Origin of the sequence: Paraburkholderia sp. RL17-373-BIF-A, assembly GCF_046030175.1 — a bacterium.
GTDB lineage: Bacteria > Pseudomonadota > Gammaproteobacteria > Burkholderiales > Burkholderiaceae > Paraburkholderia.
On record NZ_JARESO010000088.1, the window covers coordinates 1 to 23,587 of the forward strand.

Here is a 23,587-nt window from a genome sequence, read left to right on the forward strand (position 1 = left end):
TGAATGCTTGTCAGGTGAGGGGACGAATGTCGCTTATGGTGGCCGATGATGCAACTGACGTGGGCCGTGCACGAATGTCCGTTGTCTGGGGCGGGGCCGCCGTTTGAATGTCCACTTGCGCGCGCTGGCGAATGGCAGAAGATGGCCGAACCCGGAAGCCTGCTACCGCGTGCTGTCGACTGCGGGCCGTAGCCCGCACCGTAAAAGTCCTGACTTCCGACGGCAAAACTTTGTCAGGACCTGAGAGAGCGGCTGCGCGTCACGGACCAGATTGAACGTTTCCGTACCGGTCGTTCACACCTTTCTTCGTATCCGGTCCAACGCTCTGGCACTGGTTCGTGAAATCGCTACGGGCATCCGACGTGCCTGTCTCATCGAAGTGACCGTGGTGAAATTTCACGATGGAAAAGTAACCCGTCATATAGTTTTTGCAGTCCCCGCCGGCACTGCCACCGGCGATCAGGCCGGCGAGACACAGGACGGCCCCGCAGGCGGACGGGTTGTCGTCGTCGGCCAGCGCCACCGTCTGGGTAGCGACCGCGCCGCAGACGAATATTGCGATCAGTCGTTTCATGAGATCTCCTGTCAGGTGGTCAGAAGGCGCAGCGCAGCAAGGGCTCCGACCGTGAGCGCCACCGAGCCAAGCATGGCGCACGCGGTCCATGTGGCCAGTTCGATTCGTCCGATGCCCCGGCCATGGCCGGGGCCGCGCTCTTCGCGCAAGACGTCGCGCAGCAGATCGCGGCTTCGTCCGTTGGCTTCGTCGTACTGCCTGAGCGAGATCTCGCCAAGCAGTTGATCCCGGGCCTCCGAAAACCGTCCCGCTTCGGCCAGCACATCGGTGCTCGATGCTGCGAACTGGTTGAGGAACTGCTCGTAGCGGGATGTGAAGCGCAGCAGCGTAAGTTCACCGTCGTCCTTGAACTGCTTGCCCGTGGTATCGAGCAGCTGGGACAGACCCTTCACGTCCCGTCGCAGCAACGATAGCTCACCCAGTACCGCGCCGATCAGTTCCTCGCGGATCGAATCGTCCGATGCGCCCATCAATGCACCACGAGTTTGAAGACTGCGTCCAGTTCGGTTGTTACCCGTGCGGCCAGACGTTTGATTGCAACCAGTTGGCGAATCTGTGCAAGATGTTCCTCTGGCTCCCCGCTCTCCATTGCTTCGGCGTTCATCGCGACATAGTCGGTCGGATCGTTGCGAATATCGATGATCGAGCGATCGAAAGCCTTGATTTTTTCGTAGATAGGGTTCTCATACATCACCGCATCGCGATTCAGGACGAAATTGCGGTTTTCCGCGTAGTAGTCGAAAATTTTCAAGAAGATCTTTGACACGTCGTCTTTCGGGTTGACCGTGTTAAACACGACGCGAATGCGGTTTGCCGGCACACCGATTTCTCCGGTGAGTGCGCGCAATGTCGAAATTGTGTCGACCTGTTGTTTAAGCGCAGGAACGGTCGGTACCACGAAGGCATCGAAGTCTTCGTGAGACCCGTGATAGTCACGCATCAGCGAGACAAAGTCTTCGACATTCGATGCCCCGATATCGACCACGGCATGCCGCAAGGTCATGAGTTTGTCCTGCAGTTCCCCAAACTCCTTCCCACGCATCGCCGATCCTTTTTCGCTGTCGTCCGAGTTGATCGACTCGACCGGAATCACCTGGGCACCCTCCAGCCGTGGCGCGAGAAGGTGATGTGCAACGGTGCTCTTGCCGACGTTGCCCGAGAAGTTGATTACAGCGATCTTCATGATGGTTTGCTCCTGTTGTTCGATTTGACGATGACGGTCGCGAGGCGATCGCGGCCGCCCGGCGTTGTCCGCCGCCTTATGGTTCCATTTCGAGCGTCGGCCCATCGTGTTCGGCGGTCTGCGACTGCGGGTCCTGTCCGCGCTCCGACGTCGCCTGTTGGGTGGTCTGCCGTGCTACGTGAGTTTGACCCCGTTGCTCCCGCTCGACCTGCTCGCGTACGGCCTCGATCGTTGCTTCGCTTACCTGAGGCATGGGCACGTCCAGTGGCCGGTTAGCTGCGCGCGCCTCGGCCACGGCGCTTTCGAACTCCCCCATCAGCTTCTCCTGCTGGTGCTCCGGCAGGCCTTTGATCTCGTCGCGCAGCACCTCGCGCGCGGCCTGCGCCTTGATGCGCTCGCGCGCTTCATCGAGCGTCTTCTGCTGTTCCTTCGAGTATTTCCAGTCCCCGTTCAGAAACCGCTCCCGCGCCTCATCGATCCGATGGCGCTCATCCACTTCGCGGCGCACGCTGGCCAGCGCTTCGCGCTGCTCGCGCGTGGGCAGGCCCGGCACATCGGGCGAGAACACCAGCCATTCGTTGCGCCGGCTCTCGACTGACTTCGGAGCGAGTTCGGTACCCTTCTCGTCGAACTGGCGCTGCTGCGCTTTTACCGTCTTGCTGCCGCCCTTTTCCAGCTCGATCCGCTGACCGGGCTGCACACCGCTTTCGCCGATCGCGCGCTCGAGGTCCAGCCCCCAGACGGTGCGCTCGCCATCCTCTGTCCGGACGGTCGCGTAGTAGCTGTCGTTCTGCTTATCGTCGTGGTTGAACGGAGCGGGCCCGTGTGCCACCAGCACCCCCACCGTGACACCGGCCGGCTTTGGCGTGCCCTGAACGGGGCTCGCCGGCGCAGCTGCAGACGGTTGCGTGGGGGTCGTCGGGTTGCCTCCGGGTGCGGTGTTTTCACGCCCTGATGTGACCGTTTTCGCCGACTCCGGCGCGACGCGCTGCTTTTGCCCCGCTGCGTCTGTTGCCTCCATCTCATTCGTGCGCACCCTGTCCGCATCACTGGATTTGTCGCCGGCGCCGATGCGCATCGCCTCGCGCGCAGCGGTCAGTACTGCCCGGTCCTGCGCACCAGGCCTGAAGCCACGCGTCGGCACGCCTGCGAGTTCTGCCGCGATCCACGCCTGCCGCCGAAACTCTTCGCTACCCTTAAGCTGCAGCTCACCCCAGTTCTTTGCCTTCGCGACTTCGATCATATGCGCGATCACGTCGCGATCCTCGCTGGCCGTCGACAGCGAGCGGCCCTTGTCCTCGAAGTGCACGGTCTCGCTTTTGCGATCGAGAAACTTGCCCTCATGCGCCACATACCGGTTAGTGACCGACTTCGGCACGTCATAGCCGGTCTTCTTGAAAACCGGTTTCGGGCGGATGATGTTCTCCGGTTCGTCGTCCTTCTTCCCGAGCGGCTTGCCGGTGCCTGCGGCCGGCTTCACCGCCTCGTCGGTGGCTGTGCTCGTCGCTGCGTCGGTCGATGAGTCGCGCTTGAGCAGCTTCTCGACCTTCTCCCGATCGGCCGCGCGGATCTTCTTCAGGCGCTCTCCGGTTGCGTCATCGACCGGCGTTTCCGGACTGCCGGGCACGGCGCCCGCGTCCGGCTCGTTCGCCGGCGGCGTGACGCGCGCACGGATGGTCGACGCATCGTCGGCATTGGCCGCGTCGCGTTCGCGGTAGTCGATCCGGTCGGCGGGAAATTCGATCTCGTTCATACGGTCACTCCTTGCGGTTCAGGGTGTGATTGAGGTGCTGCGGTTTGCGCCGACACGGCGGCTGCCGCGTCCGGCAGGACTTCTCGCAAATAAGGCATCAACTGGAACAGCGATGCGCGGATGCTGTGACGGTTGGCCAGCTGGACAGGCGCGAGTACTCCGATTTCGTGCTCACGGACGTCACGTGCCTGACCGGCCGACTGTCTGGCGGCGTCTGCGGCCGCGGCGGCCTGCTGCGCGCGGCGGGCCGCGTTCTGCGTCCGCCACCATTGCTCGACGTCGATCTTTGGCACGGGTGCGCACAGTTCACGCGCGACGAACGCGGCGTGTTTCATCTGTACTTCATTGGGAAACTTCGGACCGAAACCAAACCAGGCGCGCCGGCGATTGGTCTTTTCCAGCTTCGCCATCACACCCCGCAGGTAGGGGCTCTGCCGCACGAGCCGGTCGACGAGTTCGGCGTCTTCATAGAAAAACGCCTTCTCGCACAGGATCGGCTCGCACCCCTCCATCGTGATGATCTGTTTGTTGTGCTTCAGCGCCCGCAGCTCCTGCGGCATCATCAGTGCCCTGCCGTGCTCCGACTCATTGGTGCTCGTCGACGAACTCCGCCCGCGACTGCGGCTACGCGAGCGCGCCATGTACGTGAAGGTCCCCAGCATCTTCGAGTACTCTTCCGATTCCTTGACCGTACGCGGCGCATACAGGCTGCGCATCTTGCAGTTGATCGCCAGCGTTTCGGCGCCGTGCTTGCCGTACAGCTTCGGATCCTCGATCTGGGACATGCCCTGAAAGATCAGCATCAGCCGCAGGTTGTAGCCCGCAATGAACGGGTTGGCCGTATCGATGATGTCGATCTTGCCGGGCGCTGCAAATTCGTCCAGGATCAGCGCGCACTGGTATTTGAGCGCAGGGTTCTCGGCAGGCAGCTCGCGGGTGTTCAGGTCGATCAGCTGCGAGAAAAAGAGATTGACCAGCAGCGCGCCGGCCTTCAGGTCGCCCGGCTTGATGCCCACATAGATCGACATGCGCTTTTTGCGCACATCGGCCAGATCGAAGTCCGAGCGGCTGGTTGCCGCGTCGACTACCGGATTGCTGAATACGTTCAGCGGCGCGGTCATCGTCGATACGATGTTCGCGAAGGCTTCCTTTGATTGCGACAGGAAACGGTTCAGCGCATCGAGACACTCGAAGCTGAGCACCGGCAGCCCGTCGGTCGCATGCGCTGCATCGGCACGCGTGCTGACGATCGACGAGATGTGTTCACGGATCGCCCTGACCTTGCCGGAGGCCTGTCGCAGCACCTCACCAAACGTGCACGGCAGCGAGGGCGTTTCCAGCAGATACAGCACGATCCCGATGAACAGGTTGCGGGCGTTGTCGTTCCAGTACTTCAGACGTGCATCGACGTTGGACGGATACAGGTGTTCGCCGATCGTCATGACGTCGCCCACGCGCGCGTATGCGGGTCGGCCGGCGATATATTCGAGCGGGTTGTACGCGTGCGAGCGTCCGTCTTCCGAGAACGGCGCCCACAGATAGGTTTCGTGACCGCACGCCCGCCGGTAGCCGGACGTATAGAGGTAGTTCTCTTCCTTGATGTCCTCGACCACGGCCGAATCGGGATAGGTGAGAAGATTCGGGATCACAAGCGACGTGCCTTTGCCAGAGCGGGTGCCGGCGGCCGCCATCAGGAAATCCTGGCCGTAATACTTCAGGTATTCACCCTTGTACTTGCCAACAATGAACGGCGGATACAGATTCTGTGAAGTGGTCATGGCTATTTCCTCTCCAGCAGGCCAGCCTTGACGATGTCGTTACGGCTTGCGAAGCGTGCCTCGCCAAACTGCGCGAGGCGCTTGCGGCCCGATACGAGCGCCATCGTGATCACGGCCGGCGGCAGGCCGGTGATGACCACCGACAGCAGCGTGCACACCTTGAGCTCACGCACAACCGCAGGCACGTCGCCGTAGGCATGCCAGTAGTCGTACAGCGTGAACACGCCCGCGCTGCCTTCCGGCAGCTTCTGCATCTTCGCGAAAAGCTGGCCGCCGGCGAACTGACCGAGGAACGCGAAACCGCACAGGATCAGCAGGAAGACCACGACGGGGATTAGAATTCGAAGCGGTTTCGGCATGGTCGGTCCTCAGTGGGTGGCCGCGTCGCTATCGACCTGGAATTCGGCTGCGTCAAATCCGACGATCGGCTTCGCGGGGAACCCGCCGGCCGGATCGGCGGCCGCAATCAGCACATGCAGGCCTGCCGCTGTCTCGTCGTCGCAGTGTTCGAGGACGCGCTGCGCGGCGCGAAGGACCGGCTTGCGGGCACGCAGGCGTTCGGTGCTCGCATAGGCATGGCGTGCGAAATTAAGCGGTCTGTCAGCAAGGAGCCGGTTCAGCACCGCGCGGTTGGCCTCTGCGAAGGTGAACTTCAGCGGCGGCTGGCCGGTCTCGCCCACCGTCTGGCTGTTCTGCCAGGTTGTTTCTGGCGTCATGCGCTCGGCGAGCTCGAACAGACGCAGCGCGATTTCCAGCACCGTGCGCCGACGGGCGGAAAAGTTAGCGGCCACACGGCCGCCCGGTTTACCGTTCGCCTTGACGTCGCGCATCGCAAACGTCACGTGATCCGGATGATCCGGCGCATAGCGGGTGCCGTCCTCAATGCAGATCCGCTTTTCGCCAATGCGGAATTTCAGATGCGTTGTCATGCAGCCATCTCCTGTTTTTGCAGATGCGCGCTCAGGTCGCGATGCAGGCGCATCGCGTCGCGCACGTTACCGAAGGGTCCGTGGAACTGGTTGCTGCTGGATGCCGTACAGCGGTCGATCGGCTCCCATAGCAGGTAGCGCCACTCGTCATAGACTGAGTACCGCGCGATCGTCCAGCCCGACGGGTGCATCAGCGCAAAGTCGCCGGACGGTCGCCATTTGCACTGGCTGTCATCGTCCGCGTCCGCGGCATCGGCAAGCGCGGGAACCGGAAGATCTGCCTTCATTGCGGAAACTCCCCAGGTGGATCGGAGGACAGGATCCGCAGGGCGTCGCGCTGCGCGTCGTCCAGCCCGGCATCGGTGATACCCTCGCGGCCGTGCACGATCACGGCGCCGTAGAGCCGCGCCAGCGCGCGGGCCTCTGTGCTGGCAGCAAATGCTTCGTCCGACGGCGAACGCATGCGCCATCCCTCGATTGCCGCCTCGATATCGCTGATCGCGAAGTTCATACACGGCCCTCCCTGCGGACGAGCCAGTGCGCCGTGAAGCCCCGCGCCCACGACACCGCGTAGACAAGGCACACCGCGAGCACGCCGTACTGATGCGCTCGCCACGCCATGTCGAACCAGAACGGCTGCGCGGCCAGCCCGAAGATGCAGGCCCAGCGCCGCCAGTGCGCACGCCGGTCCTGCGACAAAAACACGGCGAGCGCACCGCACAGGCTGATCGCGATCTGTTCGATCATCTGCGCCGCAGCATCGGCGCTCATGAGACACAACCCAGCAGCTGCGCCTTGCCGATCGGGTCGTACCAGAGCTCGGTGAGCCGCTTGTTGCACATGAAGAGAACCAGATCAACCGTTACGCGCACCTGTTCCATGATGAATTGCCAGTCGAGCGTCTGGCCGACGGCGCTCTGCTTGACCAGCGTCGCGATGCGCGACGGTGCCGAGCGCGCATCGTTGCAATGCACGGTCGTGATGCCGCCGGGCGTGCCCGTATTGAGCAGCGTCATGTAGTCCCACGTCTCGTCGCCGCGCAGCTCGGCAAGGAACACGCGGTCAAACTTCATGCGCAGCGTGGAGCGCACCAGTTCCTTCGCCGGCAGCGTGTCGCTGAAAAACATATGCACGCGGTTCGGGTGATTCGGCAGCGACAGCTCCGGCGTGTCCTCGATCGTGCCGATCCGCTCGTCGGACGGCACGAGGTCTGAGAGCGCCTTATTCAGCGTGGTCTTGCCGGAGCCGGTGCCGCCGGCGAGCACAATGTTCAACCGGTTGGCAACCGCAAGCTCGAGCATGCGCGTGACGTTGCGCTGACCTTTCGCCTCGAGCATCTCGAGCTCGAACGGCTGCAGGTCCAGCGACTGGGACATGTCGCGGCGCGGCGACACGTCCCGATAGCCCTCGAACCAGCCGTTGCGCTCGTACTCGGCGACCGAGAAGCGCACGTCTGACGGGATCCGGATCGTTATGGATATCGTGTCCTGCTCGCAGGCCGGCTGCATCAGCACGTGTCCACGTTGGCCCTCGGGCAGGACCACCGGATGAATCGGCTCCTTTGTCGAGAACTTGCCGCCCTTCATCACCGTCAGCGCGTTGGCGAGCTTGAAGCACGCATCGAGCGAGCAGGCCGGTGCATCGTGCCGTCGCCATCCGGCACTGCCCTGTGTCCAGATCTCACCGGGACGGTTGATCGCAACTTCGGTGAGGCTCCCGTCGAAGAAGTTCGAGATGCCCATCTGTTTGAGAAAGCTGCGGGCGATCGTGCCCTTCTCGATCACATCGATTACGACTGCGCTCATTCGCACTCCTTTCTGGTTTAGGGTCACATCCGTTAATCAAAGTGCCGCGCAGGTTCAGCGAGGCGTGGTGCCCGAATCCTGCGGCTCGATCTGCACTGACACGCGATACGGGCGTCGATCGTCCGGCACGCTGCTGGCGAGTTCCCGAAGGGTTTGCGCCGGCGACGTGGAAACCACGGTTGCGCTCAAAGGCGCGGCCGGCCGGGTCAATTTCCGGGCCGCACCGCCGATTACCACAGCTGCGCATAGCCACGTTACAAGCCAGATGTGCAATATGCGTGGCGTCTGGTGACCGTGAATCGCTGGGGTTTCGATGGGTTGACGGTTAGTTGCGTGCACGTCCATTGCGTGAGCGGCCGCGTGATTGACCGGTTCATCGAGCGATGGCATCGGGTAGGTGACCTTCAGGTTCATGGGTTCGCTCCTCATTGCTGCCCGTTCTGGCCAACAGGGTTGCCCTGCGCGTCGACGTTCTCGTACACGCCGGTCAGGTCAATGTCGCGCGCCACAAAGATGTTGATGACCGAGCCCTGGTTTGAATAAGCCGTCGGCGGGATGTTGATGGTGTTACGCAGCGTCTCCGCGGCGACATCCTGCGTGGCGTTCGAACTGTTGGAGAACGTGATCTGCTGGCCAGACCCGGTCGCCTTGTTCGCCAGCGCCTGGCCGAAGTCGCCGATCAGGCTCACCAACAGTGCGCCCTTAAACCGCAGCCAGAAGTGCTCGTCAACATAGGCTGGAATGCCTGCGGCGCCCAGCGGATCGGTAGCCGGCGAGTTCAGTGGAATGTGTACGTCGCCGTCGTCGATCTCGTCCCAGATCGCGCCGATCACGCCCTGCCCCTGGATAACGGCATCGCGCTGCTCGCCCTTCGCCATCGCACCCTTGCGAACGAGCAGCGTCGTGCCATCGTCGGACCACACGTCCTGCGCGATCAGGCACCCGATCAGGCCCGGCCGGTCTGTACGGATCGCCGTCGATTGACCACAGCGGATCATCGTGTTGCGACCGAGCAGGTAATGCCGGTTCGGTCGGAACGAGGCCTGCATCGGCTGCAGCTTTGACGGTTGCAAGGACTGGTCGATCGCGGAGCCCTTGCCGTCGCCCGCGTCCGCCTTGCTGGTTGGGCTGGGCGCACCGCCTGGACTGCCGCCGCGCAGCGCTGACATGCCCATCGACTTCGCCAGACCTGCCAGACCAGACGCATCGTGGCCGCTGGCCCCGGCGTTGCCACCGCCGGTGTTGCCACCGCTGTCATCTGCAGTTTCATTTGATGCCACGGGACCATCGTTGCTCTGGCCAGAATCGTTGCGCCCGCTCGCGACGAGCACACTACCCAGCAGGCGGCGCTCGGCCGGCGTGAGCGGCCGCGGCTGGTTGCTCACGGCCACCGCCTGTCCGTTCGTCTGCGATGCCGCGCCGGCCGGCGTCGCGAGGTGGGAATTCGCGGCAGCGGCGGCCGCAGCCTCCGACGCTGCACGGGCCTGGTCTTCTGCGCGTTTGATACGTTCCTTCTGCGTCTCCAGATCCGCACCGGCGTCACTCGCGCCGCTGTCTTTCGGTTTTGTCAGCGCCGCCTGTTTCGCGTCCTGATGCTGCTGGAACAGGCGCTGCAGATAGATCGTGACGCCCGATGCACCCAGCGCAATAACGGCGAGCGCGACCAGCACCAGACGCAGCTTGCCTGCGCGCGTCTTCCGACGACCCGGCAGGTCGAGCGAAGGCTGCGGGCCGACGTCGGCCGACGCCGCATGTTCCATTTCGTTTGGTTCAGTCATACCCCGTTCGCTCCCTTGATCAGTTCGTCGATGCATCGGCGTGATCGCGCTCGATGCGCGCGCTGCCCGGCACCGACGAGCCCGCACGGTTGAAATGGCCATCAGGCGAATAGCCGTCGTTGCGGATACCCAGCACCGACTGACCGTACCGGATGACAAACGACTTCGACACTTCGTGCACGACGACCGTATCGCCCTCCATATGAAAGTTCGCCGTCGCCTCGCCACCGTCGGGCAGTTTCGTGAAGATCGTCGGCAGGTCACGCGCGGTTGAGTACTTGAAGTACGTGAATCGGCCGTCGTCCCAAAGTGCAGTCGGTGCGAGTGGGTGGTCGCCGCGCATCATGTATTGGATATTGGCCGCAGGAACCGACGCCGCAGGCGTGGATTTCGCAACGCCAACGCTGTTATCGATCGATGCTGGAACCGCTGGCCCATTGCCCTGCTGACCGCCCAGCGCTGCGCTAACCGCTTCCTGCCGGCGCAGCTGCGCGCTCGCCGCCTTGGCACGCGTGTCCGGATAGTCGAAACGCAGTATCCATGTCGCCGGCTGTGCGGCCGACACGTCAACAAGCGAGAGCGGATAGGTGCGCCGGTTGGTGACCAGCAGAAGATTGGTTTCCGGCTGCGGTGCACCCGGTTTGAGCATCGCGCCACTGTCGTTGATGGCCACGTGCCAGGCCTTGCCGTCTCCGATGCCCTCGCCGCTGTTGATGATGTGTTCGCCTGGCTCGAACTGGATCATCACCGCACGCCCCGGCATGGTCGCCACACGATAGGCCTGGTCCGGATCGTAGGTCGCGCACTGGATGTGCGGGTCTGAACCGCAGCTGCGCGGCGTTTCGAGCGCTCGCGCGTGGATCGGCGCCAACGCGAAGCCCAGTGCGACCGCCGCTGCGCTCGCTGACATCCGGATCGTTCGTCCTTTCATGTTCCACCTCCGGCTGCCGCAGAGCCCGACGCCGGCGCAGCATCGGCGGGCGCCCGGGTCCAGTCGCGTGTGACCTCGTAGCTCGTGCAGCGAAAACCGTCCGCGTTGATATCCTGCTGATCCTGCTTTTCCGGAACGTTCACACGCTCGAATGCGACCGTCGCAATCCAGTACGTCGGATCCGGACGCTTTACGGCCGCGTTGAGCCAAACCAGTTGCCGCGAGCAGAACACCTGTGCCGTCGTTCCCACGAAGGTGATCGAGCCGACGTGTGCAATGACCCGCGCCTGATCCTTCAGCAGCTTGAGTGGGCCCGCCGGGCCGCGCACGAACCCGTCATAGGCTTCCTTCTCGTGGTCGTCGCTCATGAACATCACCGTGGCGTGCGTGTCCGAAATCGTCTCCCAGTCGTAGCTCTCGCGCAGTTCGACGTAACGGTGCAGATCCGCGCGATCGGTCTTCTCGGAAAACGTAACGTGTCCGTTCGCGGTCGTCGGCAACACATCCACCTTCCCTGTCGTGTCGTTCACGCGCAGCACAGCCGGCGGGTTCGGCCGCTTTAGGAGTCCTAAAGCCACCATGCCAGAAACAGCGGCGAGAGCGACAACGCCCGATAACACCGAGCGCCGGTCCGCAATACGGGCCTTCTCTTCCGCTGCTTCGACCTTCGACTTTTCGAAGGCCTGTGCCTGTTTCAGGTACCAGCTGACCGCATCGCGCTCACCTGACTCAACACCGCTCACCGGCACGTCTGGGCGCGTGGTCGACCCGGCCGAGCTCCCCTTACGTTTGCGCGCGTTCGCTCCCGACGAAAACCATTGCCTGATAGTCGATGCCATCCTGTTCCTCACTTCGGTTCCGTATGGCCCGACTGCTGGGCCAACGGTTGATTGACGGGTACCCACTGACCAGTCGGCTCGGGTGACTTTGGCGCCGAGCTGCACGCCTGCAGCGCGAAGGCCATCAGTAAAATAGCGACAGGAGCTTTCATGGTCTCCGTTTCTCCTTTGATTGAGCAAAACAGGCGTATTGCGTGGCATCTAGTAAAACAGCTTGATCGATACCATCGCGCCGATCGTTGCGACCACCGCCGCGATAAGCCACCAACGTGCGATTGTCTTGAATAACCTGATCATTTTTTACGCCTCACTCAAGCTACCGCCGGTCTTCGGCGATCCGCCGCCGCCCATTTTTCCAAGCGAGCCAGCAAATCTCGCGACGCTACCCAGCTTGCCCACCATCGTCGAGATACCGACACCGCCCGCGAGAGACGAAGCCAAACCCGGCAGGTTAAGCGAGATAACCCAGAAGGCCAGCCCCATGATGTCCAGGTCGATGACTTGCGCGATAGACGGGGATCCGTTCAGCGGCACCACGCCCATCGCGAAATTGACCTCGAGTGCACAGGCGGCTGCGAAGAGCGCGACCAGCAGGGTGTAGTTCATGCATTGGCCGACCCAGTTCCAGAAGAACTGTCGCGATGGTGGGAAGAGCGCCGCTGAGATGAACAACGGACCGAGTGCGAGCAGAAGCCCAAGGGCAAACTTCGCCAGAATGATGTACGCAATGGCTATCGCCATGAACGGTCCGCCGAAAATGATCATCAGCGCGATCGTCCAGATGGCCGCAATAACCTTCAGGCCGGACGCCTGTGCGTAGATCGCCTGCGCTGCGTTGATGTATGCGGTGAGCAGGTTGTCGAGGCCGGACACCGGGTTGCTACCGTTGGTCAACGCACCGGCCATCTGTTCGCCAAAACCATTGAAGAATGGAACGACGTACTCACTGTAGAACTGGATATTCATCCCGCAGGTCAGGATGAGCGCCCACGTTGCCATGCGCAACAGGAAATCGTTGATCGGCTCGTCGTTGCGCCCCTGCCAGTACGTCCAGAGAATCAACAGGACATAGATGCTGAAGCAGGTGGCCATCAATGGCGAGATCAGCGCAATGATGTTGCTCGAGCCGGTCGCGATCGTGTTCAAAACGTTCTTGTCGAACGAATTGGTCATTGAGGTGAAAAGCTGGACGTCTGCCACGGATATCTCCTGCTTCGGTCAGTGATTGATGGGCGAGCCGGATTACTTCAGCCCGGCCGCGCGGGCTTCGGCATCGTCGCTTGCAGCGTTGATACCCTTCGCCTTACGCTCAGCGGCAAGCTTCTCGGGCGTCGTGCCGAGAAACGCCGCATCGAACTTCAGATCCTGCTGCTGTTGCTCTTCCTGCAGGTTGTGCTGGTGACGATCCCACGCGAGGTATCCGAGGTAGCCGGCGATCGCGACCAGCAAAGCGATGATTGAGCCTAGAAGTGTCTTATTGACCATTGGTTTTCCCCAGGAATGCGTTGTCGAATTCACGGTCGCGCTGCTGTTCGGCAAGCTGCAGCTCTGTTTTCTGCAACTGCGCGGTGAGCTGCAGTCGCGTCTGGTCGTTTGTGACCATCGCCTCTTCCGCGGCCATCCGGTTCTGCAGATCAGCCTTTTGCGCCGGATCCTGCGTCATGTTGGACTGCTGCATTAGCGCCTGGATGTTGTTCAGGCGCGCGATCGTCGCGCTGTACGCCCGCTCGTTCATCGCCTTGTTGGCCGCGAGCGTGTCGTAATAGCGCTGCTGACCGGGCGTGCCGGCACCGGTCATGCTTTCCTGCTGCTCGATCGACCTCATCGACGAACTGATACCCGAGAGACCGCCGTTCTTCGCCTGGTCGTAAATGTTTTGCCACTGTTCCGGAAGGTAGTTACGCAGCGACGCATCGTTCATGATGTTGCCGAAACTGCTGTTGCCAGTCAGCGCACGGTACTGATCTTCCTGATTCTGGATCTGCTGCCCCAGTTGCTCGACCTGCATCATCTGTTGCGCGAGCTCCGCCGGCGAGATGGTCGGCACACCCTGCGCATGAGCCTGTGAAAACGCAAACGCGCAAAACAACGCGACTAGACTGCGACGAGGCCAAAGCGTAATTCCCGGCAGATAGGCAAAGGCGCTCATGCTGGCGCGCGTTGATCGTGCCCGAAACGCCTTGCGAAGGTTCCAGATCGCTGGGTCAACCGGCCGGCGCACGGCCGGATAGACATCGGTGCTGTTCATCGTTCCCTCCTTGGGTTGCAGCACATCAGGCAAAAACTTCGTCGTCAACCGGCTGATTAACCGGTGGATAAATCTGCGCAAGCTCGGCACGTTTGCGCTCGAGGCCGCGCTGCAGCTCGGCGGACCACAAGCGCTCATCGGCGCCGTGTTTCGCCGCGAGCCGCGTGCGTAGCTTGCGTTCGAACACGCGGTACAGATGGACCGGCAGCCAGACGTCCGGATCGTCGTCAAACTCGGCGCGCACCCCGTCGCAGATCAGTGCGTTCTCGCGATCGCCAGAGAACACCGCAATCGCATCGTCCAGGCCGCTCAGGTCGAAACTGGCGAAGGCCGACTGGTTGCCCTGCTTGATCAGGAATCGGCGCGACTGTGGCGTGAGTTTTTTGAATTCCTTGAACTCCTTGCGGGTCATGCCGTCGCGCAGATAGGCCTCTTCTTCGGCCGCCGGATCGGCCAGCCAGATCTTCGTCGCGACCAGACTGCGCAGCGCGGGAAACAGGTCTGCCGCGCGCTGCGCCTGCTCCGGCTGTTGCGTGATCAGTCCCATGAACTCCCCTTCCTTACGCCCGCTCGCCAGCGTTTCCTCGATCTGCTCGCGGATCGTGCGAAAGCGCAGCGGCAGCCAGTACTCTTCGATCACTGTCAGCATCAGGGTGCCTTCCCGACGCATCAGTTTTTTGAGATGGAACAGATATGCAAATGCGGGCTCCGACGGTTCATAGTTCTCGACAAGAAATGCCTCAACATCGAAACCGATCCAGCGTTGCTCGCTCATGTTCAGGGAGAGATTGGGCGGGTTATCGAACACCCACCAGAACCGGCCGTTTTCCGACTTGCACCAGATCGACAGACGTGCGCGCAGGCCGTCGTCGCCCTCGTCCGGGATGCTGTCCAGTAGCAGGCTGAAGCGGCGCAGCCGCACGTCATCGACCCCCATTACTGTATCGACGGCGTTGCGGCAGTGAATCTTCTCGCCAGCCGTCAGGTCAATCTTGATTGGCTTACCCTGATGGTCGACACCATTCTTGCGGCCGCACAGTTCGACGAGCCCGTAGAGGAATTCGCGATTGTCTGGCGTGTCGGCGAGCTCGAACGGCGCCCATCCGGTCGGCTTGCCTTTCTCCAGATAGACATAGGCACCACCCATCGCCCGGATAAACACTTCCCAGCCACGGCCCTTGTCCAGCACGTACAACATCGGATCGAAGCGGGACAGCATGCCAGTCGCCGCTACGATGACAGTAGATTTCCCGCTGCCCGTCGTGCCTTTCGCTTCAAAATGCCCGGCGACCTTCTCCGAAACGTTGATGTCCCCCATCCGGCTCGCGTGCGAGCTGTAGTTGTACACGCCCGAATCAGAGCGAAACGGGATGACGGCTGACCCGTCACCGATCGGGTTACCTTCCGCCTTGCCTGACGAGTAGTCATGGCAGGTGTACATCGCCGCAAAATTGCGCGAGGACTGCACTTTCGGTCGCGGTTTGACTCGCGCGCCCGGGACTTGTGAGAAGTACGTGAACGGAGCAGACCCTGTCGCGGGCGACCATTCAACTCCACACTCGTTGCGCGAACGGGACGCAAACCTGTCGGCGTTCTCCAGCGCTTCTTTCGCTGTTTCGCCGTAGATAACTGCCGCGCCGTGATACTCGCCGAACGACAGTTCACCCGTGTTCACGTAACCCTGTGCGTCGCGCAATTCCTTGACCTGATGCTTCGCCTTGTCACCGGCCGACTCCAGCTTGTTGATTGCCGAATCGATGGTCCGGTTGGACTCGAAGCCCGTCATGCAGTTGAACGTATGCGTAATCGTGAATTCCATATTCAACGTGATCAACGGGTCGAGCTGGCCCCACCCCGGCTTCTCCGGGCAACTGCGAAGGTCGAGGCAGGTTGCAACGCGCCGGTACGCCGGCACGTCGCTCGATCCGATCTCGAGCGTGTTGTACCCAAAGTGCAGATGGCTCGACGGGATGACATCGGTGCCGGGTTCCGCTGCGACCGGCAGATCGCCAGTCTTCCCATTGACGAGATAACTGACGAGCCCATACAAGGGCGAGAACAGCATCTTCGTGCCGTTCATGTGCTTGCGCTCGTACACTTCAAGCAACTCGGCTTCATACTCGGCGAACTGCAGCAGCGCCTGTTGTGCGAGAGACCCGATTTCTTTCAGCCCGTCGTCGAACTCCTCGTAGTTCAGGATCAGCGACAGGTAGTAGCGGTTCTCGAAGAACTTTTCGTCTCCGAAACGTCGCCCGATGTACTCGCGTACGAACCACTGCAGGAAGCGTTGTTTGAACCGGTACACACGATCAAAACTTACGCGCTGTCGCACGAACGTTGCGTGATAGCCAAGGCGGCCACCCAGGTCGCGACCAAGCTTGCTGTACGCTTCCGTATCACGATCGAACATGCGCTCCATCGCGACGTTCTCGTGCACCTCGAACGGCACGCCGCGCATGGCCAGCGTCACCATGAACCGGTTGCCCTCAAGGTGCTGTACGTGTTTCGTGACCGGATGCCCGTACTTCGGAATCCAGTCTTCCACGGCGCCGATCGCGCCGAGGATATCGCTGGTGACGGCGGGTCTGCTTTGCATCAGGCCTCCGGATCGAGCTCACGCAGCCGGCGCTCACCCTCGGACAACGGTTTGAAAAATTCGCGATAGACGCGGCGCTGCCGTCCGTATCGCAGCGGCGCGAGCGTAGCGGTATTGCCGAAGCGCGGGGCGGCTCGCCCGGCATTTAGCCGCGCGCGGACCCGCAGTTGCCAGAAGTAGAAGCGGCAACGGAATTCCAGCCACATGATCCGAAGGCCTTGGTCATCGGTTTCGCAGATGTGCTTGAAATACAGCAGCACCGGAAAGCCCAAGAAAACGAACAGCAGACCGCCTGGTCCGACGAAGAAGGAAATCAGCACGCCGACAAACATCGACGCGACGACGACAACCAGCATCGCCATATAGGGAACGCCCCAAATGGCCGCCGTGCGGCCAAGGCCGTTGAATCCGGGATAGCGGGTTTTTTCGTCCGACATGGCGTGCTCAGCTGAACATGTTCCACAGATACGGTGCGAGCACACCGACCACCGAGCCCACTGCCGCCACCTTGCCGCACATCGTCACAAACTCGCTCCAGTGCGCGCGATCGGCCCAGCACTCCGCCCCTTTCCACATCAGCACGCAGGCCGCGACGACGCCAAGGAACGAATAAAGCCAGATCTTGAAGGTGGTCGCGCCCTGCGTCGCCGAATCGAGCCCACCACCCGCGAATGCAAGTTCCGGACCGATTGTGATGCCGAGGGCCATCGTCTGGCGCATATGGGTTGCGATTCGCCGCGTTGATATGCGATATGAATAACCTTTCAGTAGTACTAATTTCATGGTCGCGAGCTTCGTATTGCGATTCATGTCTTCTCCTTTCACGTGGTTGAGATCAGGCCGCGTCGTCGCGGCTCAAGTCAGTTGCAGTCGTTGTCACAAGCGGAATCGCCGAATGCATCCCATGACGGGTGCGGTGCGTCCTGCCGTTGTTTTGGGCCACTGCGGCGCGCGGAAGATGTTTTGGCATCAGGCGCTGCTGCGCGTGCTGGTCTGTCGGACTGACTGTCCATCACAACAGGAATCGCAGGAACGACGTTAGTTGAACCTGCCGCCATCTGGGCGTTGGCAACAACTCGCTGGACATAACTGGTGCCGCCAGCGTCGGCTGACTCGCCGCGCGTAAAATTGCCGCTGTAGTAGCAGCTGATCGCAGCACGCAATGCCGGCGCACCTTGCCCCATTGCCGCAGTCGCCCGCTCATAACAGTCGCGCAGTATCGCGCTGCCCGCGCGCAGGTTCGCACACGGATCGAAGGCCGTTTCGTAGGTCAATCCGTAGCGGGCAAGATTGGCCTTGTTGACCTGTCCAAGCCCCATGCTGAAATTGATGCCTTGTGAATTGAGCGCTTTCGCCGTCACCACCGCTTCAGCACGGTCACGCGGCTGGCGAACAAGGTGGCCACCAACGACGCCGATTGCGTACGGATTGAAGCCGGACTCAGTCCTCACGACCGCCTGAAGCGTCGTAGGGTGGACGTTCGGCGCGCATTGCTGGGCTAACGAGATGAAATCAAGCATGACTTCCCCTCTCGCCCACGTTATGTCGCCGGCTATGCCCGAACGATATAATGGCTTTAGCCATTGTCGACCTCTCAGGTTCCAACACTGGTCAGGTCAGCGCCGATGCTCGCAACATCGACGCTGACCGCTTCTAATGCCCGTACCTCCATGCCCGCCCTTCCCTGTCTGGCGTTGCCTCGCCAAGATCCGGCCCGCGCGATGCGAACCAATTTAATCTCCTTCTGACACCTCCTCCTGTCGCGACGCGGGGGGCGCATCCGACGCACACTCTTTGCAGACCGCCTCATCCTCCAGTTCGGCCCGACGAGTACGAAGCTCAACGATCAGCTGCGCATTTTTTGACCGTGCCTCCTGCTTTGCCCGATCGATGAGCCACTCATTTAGCTCTCGGGGGAGTCGACACTGCGAGCGAACGATGTCACCCATTCTCTCTCCTCTGGTGCTTTATAGTCACTACTATTTAGTGACATATTGTCACTATATTCCGGCGCCAACGTAGTGTCAAATGTCACTATGAAAGACAGCTACCGCTCACAATTCCGGCTACCGTGGTCCCTCTACCACCAATTGAACGAATCCGCCACGAAGAATCAGCGCTCACTCAACGCTGAACTGGTCGCGCGTTTGGAGTCGACCTATCCCCAGCTCAGTGTGCGCGAGGATACCGATGTCGACGAATTGCGCGAAACCGTCACGACGATGTCTCTCGCCGAGCTCATGACCCCAGACGAGATAACGATGTTCGCCGAACGCATGCTCGCTCTTGTCGCACGCAAGCGCACTACCAAGACAACACCGTAGTGACACTTTCCAACAGATGATGTGACGAATTCAAGAGGCCCACTTAGCCTTGCGGCCGCCAGTGTTTTATGCTAGTCGCTTGACTTTGGTAGCCTATGGTTCATGGCCGAGAACCAGAGCGGTGGAATTAACGCCAGGCCAAACATGTGCAGATAGCCGCCAGGAAGCACACTCCCGGTGTGAACCAGGCCATCATAGGCCTGCGTTTGCTCAAGATGATGGTGGGTGTGAAGCCCGTTATTTACGAATAGGCGATTGGACAACCAGAAATTCACGTCCCACGCAATCTGATGGCCCAGGTCGTCAGGACTACCACACAGGCCATAGTGCTGCAGGTAGCCAACCGCCTCTACGACGAAGACAGAGACTATGCCCTGCCCCGCGTAGAGGACCGCCCCACGCCACCCACCAAACCACGCGAAGAGACCCACGACCGCTACGCTGACCGGGACGATCTGCAGGAGCCGGCTTCCCCTCCAACTGCGGGCTTGGCTTAGCTCGTAGGCAATAGCGGATCTCAGCGCCGAAAAGAAGGAGCGGCCGACGTGACACCAAACCGACAGGCCAACATGGGCCGTTGAACCAAATTGCGGATCGCCGACATGCCCGTGGTGGAGTTGATGTACGACGCGGTAGTGAGGGTAACCAGCGACTGCTAGCGCTACGTCGGAGATCAACCTGGATACACGCCCGCCCCGATGCATTACCTCGTGAATGTGCGCCATCGCGAAAGCACTCACCACCCCGGAGGCAACAACGAGCCCGGCAAACTCCAGCGGCCTCGCGGTCATCGCTCTTTCGAGGGCAACAAGCACCGCAGCGCTCCACACGCAAATGTAAGTGACCGGGACTACAGGACCGCTCGGCGCCTGGCTCGCCCTCTGGTTTGTGACCTCCACGTCCTGCCCGATGAGCGCGTCAGCGGCAGGAACCACCGCAACCAAGAATAGCAAAAACAGCCAGGGGTGCCGGTAAAAGAAGAATGCCGTCGCGGTCGCTGGTAATAGCGTCGACAGCCAGAACCCGCCCTTATTGCTGCGCAAAGATGTCATTTTCTTCAGCAAACCGCACCGCCGCGGTAATGTGCGAAACGCCAATCTTTTCGTTGATCCGTTGGAACTGCCTGTAGACAGTCGTCGAAGACACCTTCAGTTCATCGGCGATCGCACCTGCATTGAAGCCAGATCTTACGAGTCCAATCAACTGCACGTCCTGTTGTGAAAGGCCACACTTTCTGATCGCATCTTCGCGCACTCCGCGCGATGACCAATCGAGGAGCTCCAACGCCAGGGCCCGGAAAAATGCCCTCCCCTCTCTGAGTTTCGGCTCACCTTCCTCGGGCTTCACGCTCGAGCCAAGGTAGAGAGCTCCAATCCGGCCTTTCTCGCTAGCGTGCGCAGGAACGAGGAACGTGCTGAGAAACCCGTGTTCCGCGGCAACCTCAAGCATCCGCTTTTGCCCAGCAGTCCGAACTGGCAACTCCGAGCCCAACACTGGCGCAGTGTTCGATCGTGCGTAATCGAGACAAGGGTCCGTCAGATACCATCGGTTCGCGTTGTACAGTTGGCACCATTCAGGGCGACAACCGATCAAGAATCGATGGGTGGAGCGACTGGCTGAATGATCGGTAGGATGCAACGAGACGAACACAAACCATTCCGCTCCCTTCGATCGAATTGCGTCGCTAACAAGCGGTATCAACTCCAATTCATCCGCTGCATTTATAACGGCATCAAAGCTCAGTTCCATTACGGTCGATCCATCTAGATTACTTCACCAACCCCATCCGCCCAGACAATGTTTCGCACTTCCATATAAATTGCCCGCATGACCGAATGATGTGGGTCCGAAAGCGCGAACTTTTCAAACTCGCCTTTTGATGAAATCGGCATAATCTGAACCAGCATAAGTTCGTCACCCTGGATCAGATACCTTTCCGCAATGAAACCGCCTGGCACCTGATAGAGACGAATGCCCACCTGCTCGACATCGGCACTAACGGCTCGTTCATAGACAAGGTTCTTCATATTCCTCGCCTTCGATCTCGGGGCGATGTCCGCACGCACGACACGTCCGATTCTTGACTTCATGCTCAGACGGAGACGAAATCACATTGTCTGCCACGCATCTTTCGCACTCGAAGATCGATACGAAAAATTCCGCGCGGCAGACTTCGCACTTCATTTGATGGACTTCGTTTTCCTGCAAGACTTCCCATCCATCATCACCGTGATCGGCCCCACAAGAAGGGCACACAATGCTGATACAGTCGCTCATAGTTTCCAATCCAACAAATCATCTTCACTCCGGCGAATCGCCGGGCCGCCTCATGCACCCGAGTGCTACGCCAGCCTTCTGCCCATCCGCGCTGGATACTTATGGCGCGGTCGACTCGAACCCTGGCTTTGCACGTAATTAACGAACTGTTCTATCTCGGAGTCGGCCATCCCGAGCCATGCGAATCGTATGGTTCCGTGCTCCAACGGGAAAATTAACTCGCGGTCGATGCCGTGATGCTCGAGATATTGAAAGAACACGAACAGGTCATCGTCCTGCAACTTCTCCAGCCATGTTCGCAGGCGCGTCAACTCCGCGTCTGTCAGATCCGCCGGCGATGTGTTTAGAACGCTCAATGCGAAGCGCGTTGGGCAGGGCGCTCGCGGGACGTAGTAAAGATCGCAGTGGTCCTGGTGCGATGTGCGGGGATCGACGCCCAGTACAGGAAACGAAAGCCCCTGCTCCGTTGCTTCCTTCGCACGCTGCATCCACGGCCGATCGTCAGGGGATGTTGGCCAGATGCGTTTCAGATCATCAGCCCGGTACTTCTCGCGAGATTCCCAGATATCATGCAGCTCGCAGTACTCCCTTGATTGAGAAATCCGGTAAGCCGCATCGACAAGCGGGCTGTCGTGCCAGTGAGCGAGCGGCCTGGTGCGTTCCGCTGCATACATGCGCTGATGGTCATCTTGCAGATTGACGCCCGACTCCTCGAACAGGCGACGAAATAGAACCAGTGATTTGCGAAATACTGGGACGCGCCATCTGACTGCGCATACACGCGCTCCGGAAATGTTTGCGCGTTATCCGGTGCCACATGGCCGTTGGCCGCGTCTGTAATGCCGGTGACAAGCCAGAAAGCATAGTGCGGGAAAAGACGTGCCAGCGCCTCGATCATGTCTGGCGTGGGTCGTTGTCGACGATGAAACACTTTACGCCAGCGCTGAATGGAAATACGGGTGTATTCCGTCAGCCGCTCCAGGTAACCCCGGCCAGGCTCGGGCCTCGGGAGCAGAGTACCGAACGCCCTGCGAAGTGCGCCCTTTGGCCTTTCGTCTTCACTTGGCGCGAGGCGTGCCTGCTCATTCAGGAGCAAGATCATGCGGTCTTCGATCGTCGTGGTCATATTTGAAGCAATCCCAATCAGTCAATCTGTCCCGATCAGATCAATTCATAAGATATGACCATACCCGCCCTCCCTTCCCCTCCACCAATTCAGTTACAAACGGAAACACGGAGAAAGGAACCCACTGCTACAGGGCGGAAATTTCTCTGCGTGCATATGCTTCTTGCATAGACGACATGGCAAATATGCCCTGTTCCATCCGTATCGCGGGGAGATTGGCAATGACACGGTTTTAGTGAGATTGAGATAAGAGTCGTTTAGCCGAAGCGCTGAACGAGCGCAAGCGCCACGGCGCGGAGACTGTCTGGCGACAGTTCCTGCAAGTCAACGACTGGTGCATCTGCAAGTGCTGGATAACTGCGCCGTGTCGAACGTGCATAGGCGGGATCGTAGTGCGCGACCATGACCCGCTCGAACAACTCTGGTATTTGCCGTGATCTGGCCATTTCCTGCCACCCCTCGAACTCTTTGCCTCCGATAAGGCTCCGCAGAGAGGCGAGTTTCGATACGAAGGCGTCCGGATCTTGCTCGAAATGGTGATCGTCCTCTCGCCACAATATGACTCGCTGGGCCATCGGCGCATTCACGCAGACAAGCTTGCCCTTCATATGCATCGTTTCGAGCAGCGCTGGCGGTAACTGCACGTTGCCAATCTTCTTGCTCTCTGCTTCCACCCACACCGGGCGGCCGGGCGACAAAGTACTAAGCTTTTGTTGCAGCAGGCTATCAAAGTATTTCTGCGTCGGCTGCGGCGTACCAGGTATCGCACCAATAACCGAGCCCCGGTGAGATGCGAGCGCCTCCAGATTCAAGACCTGCGCACCGACGGCTTCGAGTTGATCGAGCAATCGAGTCTTTCCACAACCAGTCGGGCCTGACAGGACCACATACGAGAACTCGCGCGGTAACTTTGTCAGTTGCTCGTTGACCCAACGTCGATAGCCCTTCCAGCCACCAGGTAGACGGTCCACCTTATAGCCGATCGTATCGAGAGCATCAAACCAAAGTCGACTGCGCTTTCCGCCGCGAAAGCAATACACAAGCACCCTGCCATGACGTGGGCGTGCCGCAATTACGGTGTCAAGGTGACGCGAAATGTTTTTCAGCGAATAGGACACGCCGATCAGATATGCCCGCATTTTGTCGGTCCGATGCAAGGTGCCGACCTCGGCGTATTCGTCATTGCTGACCACGGGGAGGTTAATTGCCCCAGGGATGTGATCCACGGCGTATTCGCGTTCGCTGCGCGCGTCGATGATGAGGTCGTAATCTTCGAATCGGTACATGCCCACCTGCCTTGTAATTTTTGGCGTACAACGAATTTTCTCTACGCCATCCAGACAACCGGTCGAGTGCAGGCATGGTACGAACCCCTTACCTCTCTGGCAAGCCCTACCATCCGGCACGGCTGTCACTGCTGCTGGCTCACGCGGAAGACTTGGCGAG

The 23,587-nt window shown here is 60.4% G+C and carries 29 protein-coding genes; 1 reads left to right on the plus strand and 28 read right to left on the minus strand.

Translation table 11 applies throughout. The features are described from left to right. Positions 1-259: 259 nt before the first annotated feature. From P0D80_RS45160 to P0D80_RS45265, 22 genes are all read right to left on the minus strand, one after another. Entirely contained in the window at positions 260-574 is a 315-nt protein-coding gene (locus P0D80_RS45160; RefSeq protein WP_408294011.1) for a TrbM/KikA/MpfK family conjugal transfer protein, read from the minus strand. An 11-nt stretch (positions 575-585) separates the two neighbouring features. After that, on the minus strand, positions 586-1,044 hold the full coding sequence (locus tag P0D80_RS45165) for a hypothetical protein (RefSeq protein WP_408294013.1): 459 nt from the start codon (positions 1,042-1,044) through the stop codon (positions 586-588). Then, complete coding sequence (stbB, locus tag P0D80_RS45170) at positions 1,044-1,757, minus strand: StbB family protein (RefSeq protein ID WP_408294016.1); 714 nt, start codon at positions 1,755-1,757, stop codon at positions 1,044-1,046. The genes P0D80_RS45165 and stbB overlap by 1 nt, the downstream gene beginning before the upstream one ends. Positions 1,758-1,833: 76 nt before the next feature. Next, entirely contained in the window at positions 1,834-3,510 is a 1,677-nt protein-coding gene (locus tag P0D80_RS45175) for an LPD7 domain-containing protein (RefSeq protein WP_408294019.1), read from the minus strand. Beyond that, complete coding sequence (locus P0D80_RS45180; RefSeq protein WP_408294022.1) at positions 3,507-5,288, minus strand: type IV secretory system conjugative DNA transfer family protein; 1,782 nt, start codon at positions 5,286-5,288, stop codon at positions 3,507-3,509. Before P0D80_RS45180 ends, P0D80_RS45175 begins: the two co-directional genes overlap by 4 nt. A gap of 2 nt (positions 5,289-5,290) precedes the next feature. After that, complete coding sequence (locus P0D80_RS45185) at positions 5,291-5,647, minus strand: hypothetical protein (RefSeq protein WP_408294026.1); 357 nt, start codon at positions 5,645-5,647, stop codon at positions 5,291-5,293. Positions 5,648-5,656: 9 nt separating this feature from the next. Continuing rightward, the gene (locus tag P0D80_RS45190; protein ID WP_408294029.1) at positions 5,657-6,217 is read right to left on the minus strand and encodes a hypothetical protein; all 561 of its coding nucleotides are present in this window, start codon (positions 6,215-6,217) and stop codon (positions 5,657-5,659) included. Beyond that, on the minus strand, positions 6,214-6,504 hold the full coding sequence (locus P0D80_RS45195; RefSeq protein WP_408294032.1) for a hypothetical protein: 291 nt from the start codon (positions 6,502-6,504) through the stop codon (positions 6,214-6,216). Before P0D80_RS45195 ends, P0D80_RS45190 begins: the two co-directional genes overlap by 4 nt. Then, entirely contained in the window at positions 6,501-6,728 is a 228-nt protein-coding gene (locus tag P0D80_RS45200) for a DUF3717 domain-containing protein (RefSeq protein ID WP_408294035.1), read from the minus strand. Before P0D80_RS45200 ends, P0D80_RS45195 begins: the two co-directional genes overlap by 4 nt. Beyond that, complete coding sequence (locus P0D80_RS45205) at positions 6,725-6,988, minus strand: hypothetical protein (protein WP_408294038.1); 264 nt, start codon at positions 6,986-6,988, stop codon at positions 6,725-6,727. Before P0D80_RS45205 ends, P0D80_RS45200 begins: the two co-directional genes overlap by 4 nt. Then, positions 6,985-8,022 carry a P-type DNA transfer ATPase VirB11 gene (virB11, locus tag P0D80_RS45210; protein WP_408294041.1) on the minus strand — a complete coding sequence of 346 codons (1,038 nt, stop codon included), beginning with the start codon at positions 8,020-8,022 and terminating at the stop codon, positions 6,985-6,987. The genes P0D80_RS45205 and virB11 overlap by 4 nt, the downstream gene beginning before the upstream one ends. 54 nt (positions 8,023-8,076) lie before the next feature. Next, a complete protein-coding gene (locus P0D80_RS45215) occupies positions 8,077-8,436 on the minus strand; it encodes a hypothetical protein (RefSeq protein WP_408294044.1) in 360 nt (119 codons plus the stop codon). A gap of 11 nt (positions 8,437-8,447) precedes the next feature. Next, the gene (locus P0D80_RS45220; protein ID WP_408294047.1) at positions 8,448-9,800 is read right to left on the minus strand and encodes a TrbI/VirB10 family protein; all 1,353 of its coding nucleotides are present in this window, start codon (positions 9,798-9,800) and stop codon (positions 8,448-8,450) included. A gap of 19 nt (positions 9,801-9,819) precedes the next feature. Next, positions 9,820-10,731, minus strand: a complete 912-nt coding sequence (locus tag P0D80_RS45225) for a TrbG/VirB9 family P-type conjugative transfer protein (protein ID WP_408294049.1) — start codon at positions 10,729-10,731, stop codon at positions 9,820-9,822. Further along, positions 10,728-11,771, minus strand: coding sequence for a VirB8 family type IV secretion system protein (locus tag P0D80_RS45230; protein ID WP_408294052.1), 1,044 nt, complete (start codon positions 11,769-11,771; stop codon positions 10,728-10,730). Before P0D80_RS45230 ends, P0D80_RS45225 begins: the two co-directional genes overlap by 4 nt. Before the next feature lie 99 nt (positions 11,772-11,870). After that, positions 11,871-12,743: a TrbL/VirB6 family protein gene (locus P0D80_RS45235; protein ID WP_408294093.1), complete on the minus strand. Its 873-nt coding sequence runs from the start codon at positions 12,741-12,743 to the stop codon at positions 11,871-11,873. A gap of 69 nt (positions 12,744-12,812) precedes the next feature. After that, complete coding sequence (locus P0D80_RS45240) at positions 12,813-13,055, minus strand: hypothetical protein (protein WP_408294055.1); 243 nt, start codon at positions 13,053-13,055, stop codon at positions 12,813-12,815. Continuing rightward, on the minus strand, positions 13,045-13,818 hold the full coding sequence (locus tag P0D80_RS45245; RefSeq protein WP_408294058.1) for a TrbJ/VirB5 family protein: 774 nt from the start codon (positions 13,816-13,818) through the stop codon (positions 13,045-13,047). Before P0D80_RS45245 ends, P0D80_RS45240 begins: the two co-directional genes overlap by 11 nt. Before the next feature lie 25 nt (positions 13,819-13,843). Then, complete coding sequence (locus P0D80_RS45250; RefSeq protein ID WP_408294061.1) at positions 13,844-16,414, minus strand: VirB4 family type IV secretion system protein; 2,571 nt, start codon at positions 16,412-16,414, stop codon at positions 13,844-13,846. After that, complete coding sequence (locus P0D80_RS45255; protein ID WP_408294064.1) at positions 16,414-16,851, minus strand: VirB3 family type IV secretion system protein; 438 nt, start codon at positions 16,849-16,851, stop codon at positions 16,414-16,416. Before P0D80_RS45255 ends, P0D80_RS45250 begins: the two co-directional genes overlap by 1 nt. Positions 16,852-16,858: 7 nt before the next feature. Then, entirely contained in the window at positions 16,859-17,224 is a 366-nt protein-coding gene (locus tag P0D80_RS45260) for a hypothetical protein (RefSeq protein WP_408294067.1), read from the minus strand. Positions 17,225-17,274: 50 nt separating this feature from the next. Next, the gene (locus P0D80_RS45265) at positions 17,275-17,934 is read right to left on the minus strand and encodes a lytic transglycosylase domain-containing protein (RefSeq protein ID WP_408294070.1); all 660 of its coding nucleotides are present in this window, start codon (positions 17,932-17,934) and stop codon (positions 17,275-17,277) included. Between the two features lie 516 nt (positions 17,935-18,450). Between P0D80_RS45265 and P0D80_RS45270 the strand changes: the two genes are divergently transcribed. Continuing rightward, positions 18,451-18,738 carry an Arc family DNA-binding protein gene (locus P0D80_RS45270; protein WP_408294073.1) on the plus strand — a complete coding sequence of 96 codons (288 nt, stop codon included), beginning with the start codon at positions 18,451-18,453 and terminating at the stop codon, positions 18,736-18,738. A 71-nt stretch (positions 18,739-18,809) separates the two neighbouring features. Here the strand turns inward: P0D80_RS45270 and P0D80_RS45275 are convergent, their stop codons facing one another. The 6 genes from P0D80_RS45275 to mnmH all read right to left on the minus strand — a co-directional run bounded on the left by P0D80_RS45275 (position 18,810) and on the right by mnmH (position 23,427). Next, positions 18,810-19,802, minus strand: a complete 993-nt coding sequence (locus tag P0D80_RS45275; RefSeq protein WP_408294076.1) for a fatty acid desaturase — start codon at positions 19,800-19,802, stop codon at positions 18,810-18,812. Continuing rightward, on the minus strand, positions 19,768-20,487 hold the full coding sequence (locus P0D80_RS45280; RefSeq protein ID WP_408294079.1) for an autoinducer binding domain-containing protein: 720 nt from the start codon (positions 20,485-20,487) through the stop codon (positions 19,768-19,770). Before P0D80_RS45280 ends, P0D80_RS45275 begins: the two co-directional genes overlap by 35 nt. A gap of 14 nt (positions 20,488-20,501) precedes the next feature. Continuing rightward, positions 20,502-20,765, minus strand: a complete 264-nt coding sequence (locus tag P0D80_RS45285; protein ID WP_201083175.1) for a hypothetical protein — start codon at positions 20,763-20,765, stop codon at positions 20,502-20,504. A 315-nt stretch (positions 20,766-21,080) separates the two neighbouring features. Further along, the gene (locus P0D80_RS45290) at positions 21,081-21,503 is read right to left on the minus strand and encodes a hypothetical protein (RefSeq protein ID WP_408294084.1); all 423 of its coding nucleotides are present in this window, start codon (positions 21,501-21,503) and stop codon (positions 21,081-21,083) included. A 38-nt stretch (positions 21,504-21,541) separates the two neighbouring features. After that, positions 21,542-22,141 carry a hypothetical protein gene (locus P0D80_RS45295; RefSeq protein ID WP_408294087.1) on the minus strand — a complete coding sequence of 200 codons (600 nt, stop codon included), beginning with the start codon at positions 22,139-22,141 and terminating at the stop codon, positions 21,542-21,544. Between the two features lie 257 nt (positions 22,142-22,398). Continuing rightward, the gene (mnmH, locus tag P0D80_RS45300; protein ID WP_408294090.1) at positions 22,399-23,427 is read right to left on the minus strand and encodes a tRNA 2-selenouridine(34) synthase MnmH; all 1,029 of its coding nucleotides are present in this window, start codon (positions 23,425-23,427) and stop codon (positions 22,399-22,401) included. Positions 23,428-23,587: the final 160 nt, after the last annotated feature.